Annotated in this window: 6 protein-coding genes and 1 other RNA gene; 1 reads left to right on the top strand and 6 read right to left on the bottom strand. The window is 60.2% G+C overall.

Annotated features, from left to right (window positions below; all coding sequences use genetic code 11):
• Nucleotides 1-78 precede the first annotated feature (78 nt).
• Nucleotides 79-927 carry a nitroreductase family protein gene (locus LCQ44_RS02855; protein ID WP_225094023.1) on the bottom strand — a complete coding sequence of 283 codons (849 nt, stop codon included), beginning with the start codon at nt 925-927 and terminating at the stop codon, nt 79-81.
• A 213-nt stretch (nt 928-1,140) separates the two neighbouring features.
• Here LCQ44_RS02855 and LCQ44_RS02860 point away from each other — a divergent pair, with 213 nt between their 5' ends.
• The gene (locus LCQ44_RS02860) at nt 1,141-3,441 is read left to right on the top strand and encodes an LTA synthase family protein (protein ID WP_225094024.1); all 2,301 of its coding nucleotides are present in this window, start codon (nt 1,141-1,143) and stop codon (nt 3,439-3,441) included.
• A 616-nt stretch (nt 3,442-4,057) separates the two neighbouring features.
• On the opposite strand, the gene LCQ44_RS02865 is transcribed toward LCQ44_RS02860, so the two are convergent.
• The 5 genes from LCQ44_RS02865 to ffs all read right to left on the bottom strand — a co-directional run bounded on the left by LCQ44_RS02865 (nt 4,058) and on the right by ffs (nt 13,629).
• Nucleotides 4,058-8,146 carry a fibronectin type III domain-containing protein gene (locus LCQ44_RS02865; protein ID WP_225094025.1) on the bottom strand — a complete coding sequence of 1,363 codons (4,089 nt, stop codon included), beginning with the start codon at nt 8,144-8,146 and terminating at the stop codon, nt 4,058-4,060.
• A 616-nt stretch (nt 8,147-8,762) separates the two neighbouring features.
• Nucleotides 8,763-9,314, bottom strand: a complete 552-nt coding sequence (gene bilS, locus LCQ44_RS02870) for a flavodoxin family protein BilS (RefSeq protein ID WP_225094026.1) — start codon at nt 9,312-9,314, stop codon at nt 8,763-8,765.
• 127 nt (nt 9,315-9,441) lie between these two features.
• Nucleotides 9,442-11,301, bottom strand: coding sequence for an ABC transporter ATP-binding protein (locus tag LCQ44_RS02875; protein WP_225094027.1), 1,860 nt, complete (start codon nt 11,299-11,301; stop codon nt 9,442-9,444).
• Nucleotides 11,302-13,185 (bottom strand): ABC transporter ATP-binding protein, encoded by a 1,884-nt coding sequence (locus LCQ44_RS02880; RefSeq protein WP_225094028.1) that lies wholly within the window; start codon nt 13,183-13,185, stop codon nt 11,302-11,304.
• Nucleotides 13,186-13,533: 348 nt separating this feature from the next.
• An RNA gene (gene ffs / locus LCQ44_RS02885) (signal recognition particle sRNA small type) lies at nt 13,534-13,629 on the bottom strand.
• Between the last annotated feature and the right edge of the window lie 83 nt (nt 13,630-13,712).

Here is a 13,712-nt window from a genome sequence, read left to right on the forward strand (position 1 = left end):
AGATAAACATTTATACGGCCTTTAAGCCACCTCGGCGATATGGAATGTGACAAAGGGACTGTCTCTTTGTCGCATCCGTCATTTTCCGAGCCAATTTTTGAACCACCACTCCATGGAGCGGCTCATCTCGGCCATAAAGGGACTCGTGTGCTTGCGGGTATAGATGTCCACGACGCGCTCCCCCACCACGCGGGCATGCGGACGGAACATCGCGTCCATCTCGGCTACCTGCGCGTCCATAGTCGCAGCATCGGCGCGGCAGTAGCGCTCCTCGTGCACCAGGTTCACCACGGGATGCGCAATGGCCGGACGCTCCTTACGGGGCGTGCCGATGATGAGCATCGACAGCGGCATGGTATAGGGCGGCAGATCGAGCAGCTCGGCAACTTCCTCGGCATTCTCGACGATATCACCGATGTAGCAGCTCCCCAGGCCCAGGGCCTCGGCGGCAACCACGGCGTTTTGCGCGGCGATCACGGCATCCTGCGCCGCGATGGCAAAGTCGCCCAGACCCGGCGCACGACGGGGCGCCTTGCCCGTGCGCTCGACAAACTCGGGCTCAAAGCAGCCCACGTGCTCAAACAGATCGATCCACTTGGCATAATCGACCACAAATATTAGTGCCCAGGGCGCCTTGGCAATCATGGGCTGGTGGTCGCACAGGTCGGCCAGACGATCCAGCGTAGCCTGCTCGCGAATGCTCACGATGGAATACATCATCATGGCGCCCGCCGACGGCGCGCGACTCGCCGCATGCAGAATCACCGCCCGCTGCTCGTCGGTCACCGCCACGGGACGGTCGTCGTCATCACGCGCGAAGGCACGCGTGGAGGAACGGTGCTCCAACGTGTCCAGCACCGCATTGCCCGTCGTCTCGACCGGATAGCCGCCCGCGTCCACAACCTTGGTGCAAACCTGCTCGTTCATCGCCTCATCCTCGCTAATTCTTTAAGAAGCCTTTACGTTTCCGTGTAATTCCCGTCCATTATCGCGCAGGTCGCCACTACATTACGCCACACCGCCACACGTGCGCGTTATTATGGCTGGTTGTTGTGCGCAACCCTCAAATGCTGCGCATATCTTGGTAACAATCGGGTAAACCCCCGCTTTCGTACGTTTTAGTTTGTGAGGAGTCTCAGCATGTTCGCTGCCGCCATCTCGCTCGTCGGTCTTGCGGCGACCGTCTACCTTGTCTTGCGCGAGGCCAAGGCCATTCGCGCTCAGTCGGGCACCGTTGCCAAAAGCGCTCTTGGGTGGAGCGTCGCCTTCGGCCTGTTCCAGGTCTTTTTGACCATTTGGGGCGCTATTGGCCTCGTCGCCCAAAACGAGCCGCTCGCCTTTGTGATGCTCATCCTGACCAACGCCATCCTCACCGGCTGCGCTTGGGCCAGCATCGCACGCGACCGCATCGCCCCGCGCGTCTTTGCGTTCGCCGCGCCCGACGCCCCCGCCCCCACCGGCAAGCTCGCCCGCCTGCGCGGCGCCTTTGTGGGCAAACCGCTCGTCGCCGCCGTCCTGTGCCTGCTGCTCGCCGGCGTCTTTGCGCTGCTGGGCATGGAGGTCTCGTCCAACCACGACTTTACCTGGGTCTACCCCCTGTGCATCCTGCTCGAGTGGGCCATCATCACCACGCTCATGGTCGGCCTGTTCTTCCTGTTCCAGCGCCACGGTGCAGCTCCCGCGGTCCTGGCCTTTGCCCTCTTTGTCCTGGGCATTGCCGAGTTCTTCGTCATCACGTTTAAATCCATGCCCATCCAGCCGGGCGACCTTTCGGCCATCTCCACCGCCGCCGCGGTCGCCGGCACCGGCTACACCTTCTCCATCTCGCTGTTCTGCGTGCTGTCCATGGGCTTTACCGCCATCGCTATGCTGCTGTGCGAGTACGCCGGCCTGGTGGCACCGCACCGTCAGAAGGGCGCCGCCAACGCCAAGCGCATGCTGCTCACCAACCTGCTCGTCGCCGTGCTGTGCCTGGGCGGTGTGACCGCACACGTCACGCTCATCGACTACTACAACACCCTCGGCATCACCGTCTACACCTGGCGCCCGCTCGAGAGCTACTGGCGCGAGGGCTACCTGCCCGCTTTCATTAGCGCAGCGCAGTCCATCAAGCCGCCCAAACCCGCCGACTACTCCGTCGACGATGCCAAGGCCACGCTCAAAAAGTACGCCAAGGCCTACGACAAGTCTGACGCGGCCAAGAGCGACGAGCGCGCCGCCGCAAAGGAGCAGTTCGACAGCGAGAAGCCCACGGTCATCGCCATCATGAACGAGACGTTCTCGGATCTGTCGATCTACCAGAACATGCGCGCCGGCTACGAGGGTCCGCAGTACTTTAAGAGCCTGTCCAACTGCCTCAGCCGCGGCAAGCTCTACGTGAGCGCCTACGGCGGCGGCACCGCCAATACCGAGTTTGAGTTTATGACCGGCAACTCCATGGCCAACCTGGGCTCGGGCGTGTACCCCTACACCATCTACAACATGGAAACGACCGGGAACCTGGCAGAGCAGTTCAAATCGCTCGGCTATTCCACCACGGCTATGCACCCCAATCACGCAACCAACTGGAACCGCGAGAACGTCTACAAGGACTTTGGCTTTGACCAGTTCCTGTCCATCAACGATTTCCAGGGAGCCGACACCTTGCGCGGCATGGTGACCGACCAGGCTACCTACGACAAGATTCTTGAGCTGCTCGACCAGAACGCCGATCCGCAGTTTATCTTCGACGTGACCATGCAGAACCACTCGGGCTACGATACGGGTCTGCTGCCGGTCGATAAGCAGATGCACCTGAATATCGATACGACCGATCTGGATGCCAAGACCGTCGAGGACGGCACGCTCTCCGATGTCGACGAGTATGTCTCGTGCATCGAGCAGTCCGACCAGGCGCTTCGCTACTTCCTCAACGCCCTGAGCAAGCTCGACCGTAAGGTAGTCGTGGTGTTCTGGGGCGACCACCAGCCGTTCTTCCCGTCCAAGTTCAACGACAAGTGGTTTACCGGCGAGGACGATGCCACGCACCAGGAACGTCTGTGGCAGACCGACTACATCATCTGGGCCAACTACGACGTTGCCGGCTGCGACCAGACGAGCGAGGTCGACGACCTGTCCACCAACTACCTGTCCACGCAGCTTATGCAGCTGATCGGCGCACCGCTGACCGACTACCAGAAAGCGCACATGACGCTGCACGAGTCGCTGCCCGCCATCAACTCGGTGGGCTACGAGGACGCCAGCCTGCGCTGGGCGCTTTCCTCCAACGTCACCGGTGACGACGCCGATGCCGCAGCCGCAACCAAGGCGCGCGAGGATTACGCCAAGATGCAGTACTACGAGATGTTCCGCGACGGCAAGAACGTGTACACCGAGCACTTCCAGACCGAGGCCAACGAAACCGACCCCAACCTGGCGCCGGGAACAACCAAGATCAAGTAGCAGGTCACTCATAACTGAAACGTCTGTCCGGGCGGAGGCATATAAGGTTCCCTGCTCGGACAGTCCTGCGCAAGACGGAGGCCACATTAAGTGGCCTCCTTTGCGTGCGAAACTCGCGATGAACCTCATATGCCTCCGCCCGGACAGACGCCCTGTTGTTGGAGCGCGGCTTGTCTTGGGTGTATCGCCGAACATATATAAGTTGAAGGCCACGTTATGTGGCCTTCTTTGTTTGCGGAAAGTGTGTCCCACTATTCAGCTGGATTCCGGGATGTATTTTCCGGTTGAGGCTCGTTGGGAAAGTGCGTCCCACTTTGGGGGCTGATTCTGGGACGTGGTTTCCGGTTGGCTCTCATTGGGAAAGTTCATCCCATTTCTCGGCCTAATTATGGGACGCAGTTTCCCGTTGAGGACCCTTTGGGAAAGTGCGTCCCGGTCTGGGCGCTCAAACTGGGATGGATTTTCCGGATGAGGGCATGACGGAAAATGTGTCCCGTTCCGGGCGCTAATTGTGGGATGCAGTTTCCGCTTGCGGAGTCTCCACTCAACAGAAAACCCGGGTGGCCTGTTTTTTGGCTACCCGGGTTTTTGGGTTGTCGATATGTTCGACTGGCTACTAGTGGGTCTTGCGGCGCTTGATCAGCATGATGAGGGCTATCACTACGAGCGTTGCTCCCGCTGCTGCTGCGGTGGCGACTAGGGCGAATGTTTGGTCGCCGGTGTTTGCGAGGTTCTTCGCTGTGGTCGTAGTCTTGACCTTGGTGTCGGTCTTAGCTCCGTTGTCGGACTTGGGCTTGTCCGGGTTCGTCGGGGTCTCAGGAGTCTCGGGGTCCTTTGAGCCTTCGGAATCGGTTGGGCCGGCGGTGTTTACCAGCGTATGGTCCAGGAACTTCTTGGCGCCCGCACTTGCCTGTGAGAACAGGCGGCGCGTGCGGATCGGGGTGGCGTTCACCGTTGTGGGCGCCGTCTCCTCGGCCTCGATATTCACGAGCGTCGTGCCGGTGTCGAGGCCCACGTCGTTGTATCCCACGTGGCAGTAATACTGCGCACCGTCATCGTCTGCGGTCAGGTCAATCTCGAGCTTTGAGGCCGTTCCAGCCGCGAGGTTGCCATCGGCACCCACGAGCTTAAACTCTGTCTCGCCGCGACCCTTGCGGTACCACATATAGGTCGGTGCCAGCCCTGTTTCGCTATCGTCGGCACCGAGTTGCTTCACATGGCCAATCGCCGAGAGCGTCAGGTGGCTTCCCGCCGCGCGCTCAACCGAAGAGTCGTATCCAAGATCCGACCCCTCCGCAGCATCCGCCGCAGGTCCGCTCACGGTCATCGTCATGCCATCGGGCATGGTCTTGACCGTGATGATTGCCGAGCGAATACCTGTTTCGGTCGTGGATCCATTCTTAACGGCGGCGATGGCGAATCGATACTCCGTATTGGGCTGCAGCCCATCCCACTTGAGCGAGGTCTGCGTGTTGTCGGCAATCTTCCAGCTATTGACGACCGCATCCGCCGCATTGCTCTGCAGCATGCCCACGCCGTAGCTAAAGCCACTCTTATTTGCGAGTACATCGTCCCAGCTAAACGTAACGCTGGTCGAATCGACGGCGTTTGCCGTAAAGCCCGTCACGGCCGGCGCGTCGGGCATCTCGACGTCCTTAACGTCATAGCCCACGATCCAGAACTGGTCGGTGTCCTTGGTGCCGAGCTTGTCGCCCGAGTCTGCCTCGAACTTGTCGACATCCACCGCGTTGACGCCCAGACGCCACACAAAACCGTACTTGCCCTGCGCGGCCTCGGGCAGGTTGTCGACGGTGCCGCCGTATTCGGTCGATTCACTCGAGGAGTTACCCGTAGTAAAGCCGGCGTTGGCACCAAAGCACAGGCCGCCAAACAACTCGTGCTTTGCGAGCTTCGCGCCCATGACAACGCTGCCGTTCAGCGTCAAGCCGAGCTCGAGCTCCTGCTCCTTGCCCTCCTCGACTTCGATGGTCTGCTCAATGCTCGCCCCCGACTGCGCGGCGGCGCCGTTAAACCCATCGTGCGTGTAGGCGCGCGTTACGCCAGGCTTGCCCAGGCCAAAGGAATCCCCAACGGGAGTCTCGCCGTTGAGCGTCGTTTGATAGGTTCCGGGTTCTCCCGACCGGTTGGTCAAAAAGTAGCTGAGCGGCGTCATATTGTGCTGTTTGGCAATGCGGTCATAGGCCTCGACATTAACGACCGAGGTCTGCGCGCCGAGCGACACGGGCGCCGCCATCACGCCCTTGCCACCAGTTTCCTCATTTTCGATCTCATACTCGTAATAGACCATCGGAATCGTGTAGAGCACGGCCTTGTCACCCTCGCCGGCATGCGACTCATAGCTTACGCTTGCGCTGACCGTGCGCTCGCTCCGGTAGTCATAGCATCCCTCGGCGGCAAAATCGACTGAAGCATTCATCGCGACCAGGGGCGGACCGGTCTGCACCTCGACGGCAACGCCCAACTCGGCGCCAATGGTATAGCCCTGGGATGTCCCCGTGCCCTTTTCCTCTCCGTATGACGTGCCGCCCAACACCAGATAGCCGTATGCCTGCTCCAGATCCTCAACATAGGGCGCATCCTGCAGCACGGCAAGCACGCGCGGGTTGGTATAGACCTTGTAGCGGTCCTTGTACGTGATCTTGACGCTGTCGTTGTCGACATCGGGCAGCGCGAGCGAGATAAATGTGCCGTAGGTAGTGCCGCGACGGTTGCTCTCGCTAATCACCTGCTCCTCGCCGCGGCGCACCTTTCCGTTCTCGTCGAGCGAAAAATGCGAGGCGGTCATCCAATAGTAGTCATCGTTCTTGCGCAGGTCCTCGTCGCGGTGCTTGCCCACCACGGCGATAAAGCTCTCGTTATAGCGGTCCGAACCCGAGACGCTGCCCGCCTTGACGTCGCTGATCCACACCTGTTCTATACCCTTGTGGTCATGCTTGTTGCTGCTGTTGTATTGCTGACCGCTCATGCTCATGGTTCCGACCATGGACCCCAAGCCCTGAGCCCCGCTCTGTGCCGTGTTGCAGGCAAAGTCGCGGAACACATCGCCGCCCACGAGCACCTCGTCAACCGCCAGCTGCTCGGACAGGCCGTCAAGGTTGGCAGTGGCAAGGGCAATAGGCGCCAAGGTGCACGGATAGCGCTTATCCTGAGCGCTATCCTTCCATGCGCTGTTGGGCACATGCATCAGCCCATAGGAGGCGAGGAGCCCGTCTCTGTATTCCTTACAATCGGAAAGCTTGAACTCGCCAGACTCCGAGTCAAAATACGCGTAGCGGTACAGCGCGCCGTACAGCCCCTTGCTGCCGTCAGAAGCGCCGTAATCAAAAGCGCTGCGTTGCCAGTCATAGCCCGCAAGAATAAGGCCCGTGACGGTTTCACCCGTCTTCTTTCCTTCTTCATCGTAGGCGGCAAACGTGCCGAACGTCGCATTCGCAGCGACCATGGTCTTGCCGTTCGCGGAGAGGGAGATTGCGCCCGCGTCGCCCAGAGCATCGACATGGACGAGCGCACCCTTGGATGCATCCCACGAAAACAGCTCGCAATGCGTCGACTTATCAATATTCTTCTTGCCGTAGGGTGCCGAGACCACGATGGCGAGGTCATCGCAAAAATCGCGATCGAGGTCGCCGGCCGCTAGCGAAACGACAGGAGCTGACTGAAGCTGCGTCCAGGAGTCGTTCCCGCCCTTGTTGTGCGTGGTGTAGTCCGCGGCGTTACCGGCATCGATCTTGACGACGCTTTGCTTCCAGTTGCCGCCCTCCAAGTCATACATGTCGACTACAGCCTTGCGCACGCCGTTCTCGTCGACATAGCAGCCCGCGTAGACAAAAAGCTCGTCGACGCCGTCGCCGTCGACATCGCCCGCCTCGACATCAAAGACGGCGTCGTGCTCTTGCAGGTAACCGGCATCCAGGTACTTAAAACGGCCTTCGTACATCATATTAGTGTTGACCGTCACCGGCAGGTGTGTGTCGAGAGCGCGCGTACGCCCGTTGCTAAACGAGTAGAGGACCAGCTCAACCTTTCCGGCGTATGACTTGCCGTCAATCGTCGTGGAGGAACTGTCGCCGTAGGCACGGAGCTCGGCAACGCGGCTCTTTTTGCCCGTGCTGGCGTCGCTGCAGAGCTCAACACTCGTGGCGTGAATGCCCGAGAAACCGTTGTTGTCGTTGGCGAGTACTGTTGAGGACTCATTGTTGCTTAGGTACGACCAGGTGCCGCCACCGTAGTCGCTATGCTTGTAGAGATCGCTGTTCGTATCGAAGTTGTTGACGTTTTGCCAGAACTTTGCGGCGCCCCACACACTTCCATAGCCATCGGTGAGTTTGCTGCTGCCGCCAATGTCACCGCGCTCGACGTTCTCGAGCTTGTCGCGCAGAGTGTAGCGATTGCCATGGCTACCGTTAGCTGCCATATAGACCTCGCTGCGCGTGGCAAACGTCGTGGGGGTATCAGTGGAATAGGGGCCAACGGTATCGGCCGGAATGTCCTCGCTCGTGCCCAGACCCAGGGCTTGATAATCCTGCTCGGTCATATCGGTGATTGCGGGCGCGTCTGCCGCCTGGGTAACCTGGGGCGTGGCCGTGAAGCAGGCGACGCTCGTGGCGATCAACGCAGCAAGCGCCGCCGTCCCAACAAGCGGGATTTTCGACAGCCTACGGATACGGGGGTGTGGAACGTACATGAGGGACCTCGCTTTATTCGAGTGGAGTGGACTCATTTTTGCAAATGATACATCCGATGCCCGATATCACGTGTCTCATTTTCGCCAACGGCGTGTCTCATTTTTGAGAATCCGAGATGCCGCGGAAATCTTATCCCAGCTCAAAGGCCATTTCTGGGATGTATTTTCCGTCGAGTGCCTCATCGGGAAACTGCATCCCATTTCTTGACCGAATAATGGGACGCAATTTCCCGTTGGAGCGCCTTTGGGAAAGTGTGTCCCACTTCGACCGCCCAGAGTGGGATGCACTTTCCGCAAAGCACCTCAACGGGAAACTACGTCCCATTCCAAAGGCAAATTCCGGGACGCATTTTTCGAAAGCCTGCCCATCCGGAAAGCCCGTCCCACTTTGGACGCATCCGGGCACGGAACCATCGACCTATCAGGCCTCCCATCAATAAAGAGGCGTCCTCCCGGACGGCGGGGCACGAAGTTCATCGCGAGTTCCGCACGCAAAGAAGGCCACTTAATGTGGCCTTCGTCTTGCGCAGGACTGTAGAGCAGGGAACTTCGTGCCCCGACGCCCGGGAGGACGTTTCATTTAGAAAGATGGACCGACCGCCGTCAGCGATGGGAGCTACTCGCCCAGCACGGCCTTCTTGGCCGCCGCCGCCATGTTGTCCAGATCATCCTTGGTGGGGTGATCCTTTGCGGCAACCCAGTTGTCGAGCAGCATCTTAAATCGGGCGTTGTCGGGATCTTGCTCGAGCATGGCCTCGTAGCGCTGCTTGACCGCGGGACCCATCTTGCCCTGGCACATCGCCCAGCCTACAAGCTCGGCATCATTGGCCAAATTGGAGGTCACGCGATCGATAATCTGCCTAAAGTACTCCTCGCTGGCCCCAAAGCCGCAGGTGCCAAACAGGAAGACGCGCTTGCCATGCAAGGCTGAGAGCAACGTCGCGACCGAAGGCGTGCTCGCGCCCTTGTCGCACCAAAAACCGACAAGCACCGTGTCGGCCGCGCAGGCGCCCTGCGCCTCGAGCGCAACCTGATCTGCATCCGCATCGTCGCTCAACGCCGCGGCATGGACAAACTCAACACCCGCAGCCTGCAGCGTGCGCTTGATCGCACCCGAAACCATCCTGGTATTACCGCTCTTGCTGTTAACCACCAAAGAGCACGTCATAGTCACGTTGCCTCGTATCCCCCAAAACTAAAGCCACTAATGCAATTTATTAGATGAATATCTTAGTACTAACGTGACAGATGTAAACCACCGTCTGTCGATTGATTAATTTGCCCCGCGGGCTTGCTCACTGGGCGAATTGGCTGCGGTAGAGTTCGGCGTAGAAGCCGCCTGCCGCTAACAGCTCGTCGTGCGTGCCGCGCTCGATAATCTGGCCGTCGCGCATTACTAGAATGCAGTCGGCGTTGCGGATCGTCGACAGGCGGTGCGCCACCACAAAGCTTGTGCGGCCGGCCATAAGCTCGTCGAATGCCGCCTGCACCTGCAGCTCGGTGCGCGTATCGATACTCGAAGTCGCCTCGTCCAGCAGCAAGATAGCCGGGTCGGTGAGCATGACGCGCGCAATGCACAGCAGCTGCTTTTGGCCCTGGCTAAACGTGCCGCCGTCCTCGCCAATCACCGTGTCGTAGCCTTTCGGCAGCTGCACGATAAACTTGTGCGCGTGCGCGCGCTTGGCGGCTTCGATAACCTGCTCGCGCGTGGCTCCTGGGCAACCGTAGGCGATGTTTTCCGCCACCGTGCCCTCGAACAGCCAAGTGTCCTGCAGCACCATGCCAAAGGCACGACGCAGGCTCGAGCGCGTGTAATCGCGCGAAGCCTTGCCATCGACCGCGATGCGGCCGGCATCGATATCGTAAAAACGCAGCAGCAGATTGATGAGCGTTGTCTTTCCGCAGCCCGTGGGGCCGACCAGGGCAAAACGCATGCCGGGCTTGGCATCGATGCAGATATCCTGCAGCAGCTTTCGGTCGGGCACATAACTAAAGTCCACGTGTTCAAAGGTCACCTCGCCCTGCGGGGCGGCAAGCTCCACGGCATCTGGCGCATCGGGCTCCTGCTCGCGGGCATCGAGCAGTGCAAACATGCGGCGCGCCGAGGCATACGCGGTCTGGATCTGCGTAATGACGTTGGTGACCTCGTTGAACGGCTTGGTGTACTGGTTGGCGTAGGACAGGAAGATCTGCACGCCGCCCACCGTAAGCGCCGCCGGCACGCCCGTAATCACGCCCACGCAGCCGATCACGGCAACCACGGCGTAGATGATGTTGTTGATAAAACGTGTACCGGGGTTGGAAAGCGAGCCCATAAACTGCGCGCGCTCACCTGCCGTATAGAGCTCGGCGTTAAGGGCATCGAAGCGCGCTTGGGCGTTCGGGCCATAAGCAAACGCATCCACCAGCTTTTGCTCACCCACATACTCCTCGATATGACCGCCGAGTTGGCCCTGGATGCGCTGTTGAGCAGTGAAGCTCTTATTGGAGAGCTTGGCAATAGCACCGGCTGCAAAAATGGAAAGCGGCGTGACGAGTACCACCACGAGCGTCATGGTCAGGTTAATGGAGAGCATAAACGCGAGCGTGCCAACGATGGTGATAAGTCCGGTGAATAGCTGGGTAAAGCCCTGCAGCAGGCCATCGCCCACCTGATCGACGTCGTTGACCACGCGGCTCATAAGGTCGCCGTGGGCATGGCTGTCGATAAAGCTGAGCGGCATGCGGCTGAGCTTGTTGCTCGCCTCCACGCGCATGTCGCGCACCGTCTCGTAGGACAGGCGGTTGACGCAATAGCCCTGCAGCCACTGGAAGGCCGCAGCACCTACGACGACAATCGCGAGCTTGGTAACGAGCGGCAGCAGCGCATCGAAGTCCACCTGCCCGGCGGCGACGATAAGGTCGATGCCCTCGCCAATGAGGATGGGCGTGTAGAGCTGCAGTATCACCGAGACGGCGGCACTCAAAAACGATGCCGCAAACGAGACGCGGTGCGGGCGAACATAGCCCAGCAGGCGGCGGGTCACCGCACCGGCGGGATAGCGCTCGGGGTCGCCGGGCTGGCGCGGACCGTCTCCCAGGTCGTTGAGACTATCGTTGCCAGACACGTTGGCCGTCATCGTGGCGACCGAACCGGAAGAAGTATACGGATTCATTTAGCAGCCCTCCTTTGCGCAGACGAATGCGGGGGCGCACGCGGCGCCTGGGGCGAGCACGGGACTTGGAGCGGGCGCGGGCACCGCGCTCCCCTGCTGACCCTCGAGCTCCTCGCGGCGAAGCTGCGACTGGCAAATCTCGCGATAGAGCTGGCAGGTCGCGTACAGCTCATCGTGCGTTCCCAGGCCCGCAACCGAGCCGTGGTCGAGTACGCAGATTATGTCGACATCGCGAACGGTCGAGACGCGTTGGCTCACAATCACCGTGGTCAGCGGCAGCGCGCCCTCGGCGGCACCGCGCGTGCTTCGTTCGCGAATGGCATGGCGAAGTGCCGCGTCGGTCTTAAAGTCGAGCGCCGAGGCGGAATCGTCCATGATCAATATCTGAGGCGAACCTACCAAGGCGCGCGCGATAGTCAGACGCTGACGTTGGCCACCGCTAAAGTTCTTGCCGCCCGCCTCGACCGGAGCATCTAAGCCCTGGGGCTTGTCGCGCACGAACTCGCTGGCCTGCGCCATATCGAGCGCCGCCCAGAGCTCCTCGTCGGTTGCTGCCTCGTCGCGCCAGGTCAGGTTGCTGCGGATTGTGCCGCTCACCAGCGAAGCGCGCTGCGGAACGGTCGCGACCACACTGCGCAGCTGGTCGAGCGGCCAGGTGTGCACGTCGGCGCCCATCACGCTCACGCGGCCGGTGCTCACATCGTACAGGCGCGGGATAAGCGAGACGAGTGTGGACTTGCCGCTGCCCGTGCCGCCGATAATGCCGAGCGTTTTGCCCAGCGGCAGCTCCAGGGTCACATCGCTCACGGCATTTGCCGCGCCCGCGCCAAACGAAAAGCTCGCATGGTCAAAGCTCAGCGCAGGGACCGGAACAGCGCCACCCGCCAGGTCGCTCGGCTCAGGCAGCGCGACCGGCTGGTTGCCCTCGTCGGTGATGCTCGGCTCGCAATTGAGCACCTCGTTGATGCGCGACGCGCTGGCGCTCGCCTTGGTAAAGACAACGACCAGGTTGGCCACGTAGACGATGGAGGTGAGGGTCTGCGTCATGTAGTTCACAAACGCCATGACCTGGCCCTGCGTAAGCTCACCCACGTTGACCTGGATGCCGCCCACCCACAGGATGGCGCACACGCCCAGATTCATCACCAAAAACGTGACGGGGTTAAGGACCGACGAGAGCTTACCCACCGCGATGGCGACATGCGCCTGGTCGTCGGCCGCACGAGCAAAACGCTCGCGCTCGTGGTCTTCGCGCACAAACGCGCGGACCACGCGGGCACCCGAAAGCCCCTCGCGGCAGACAAGCGCGATGCGGTCGAGCTTTGCCTGCAGCTGCTTGTAGTACGGAATGCAGCGCGCCATGACAAACCAAAACACCAAGCCGATGGCGGGTGTGCAAATCAAAAAGATGATGCCGAGCTTAAGGTCGATGGCAAGGGCCGCGCACATAGAACCCACTGCCAAGAAGGGCCAGCGGATGAGCATGCGCACGCCCAGCGCCACAGCGAGCTGCACCTGGTTGACATCGTTGGTAATGCGCGTGATGAGCGACGGCGTGCCAAAGCGATCGAGTTCGACATAGCTCAGTTCGTTGATGTGCTGGTAGAGTGCACCGCGAATGTCGGTACCCATGCCCTGCGAAGTCAGCGCCGCCATCTTTTGGCAGACGAGCGTAAACGAGATGCCGATCACAGCCATGGCGCCAAGTACCATGCCGTAGTGGATAACGGCGTTCACGTCGTGCGAGCCAATGCCCTTATCGATCATCTGGGCAATCACCAGCGGCGTCAGCAGGTCAAAAATCACTTCGATCAGCTTGCACGCAGGACCAATCACCATATACCGGCGGAACTTACCACCAAAACGCCTGAGCAGCTCAATCATAGAAGGCGCTCCCTATCATCATCTCTCTTCAATCTGATTCATGATAGTACGGAGAGCCCTGGAGATATGAAATCAACTCGTCACAGAACAAGCCCCCGAAACAATCAGGAAACTAGGCACAGAGACAAAGCACCCGAACATGTTTTGGCAAAGCCAACGAGCAGCACTAGACAAGGGATTAATTGTTCAGATTAACGCGCCTCTACGGGCGCATTTTGGACGATGTGGTCCCGGTGCCGGCGGGCTGTTTGGTAGTCGAGCGATTCCGCAGGCAAAGCCGAGGACCAGCGAGACACCAAACAGCCCGCCGGCACCGGGACCACATCGCGGCACCAAAAAGCGCCCGTGCGCTCGATGGATTCGGATGCCCGACAGAGGCTCCTTATGGCTGCTTCCTTCCGGACCTGACCAGATTCGGAACATGTCGTCATCCGAACCCATCGAACGCGCTAGGCGCTCGGTATATCTTACCCGCTCCCGCCCGATGGGGCAAGGTAGCTAATTTGGGACAGGGCCAAAAGACCACT

Source organism: Collinsella aerofaciens (genome assembly GCF_020181355.1).
Classification (GTDB): Bacteria; Actinomycetota; Coriobacteriia; order Coriobacteriales; family Coriobacteriaceae; genus Collinsella.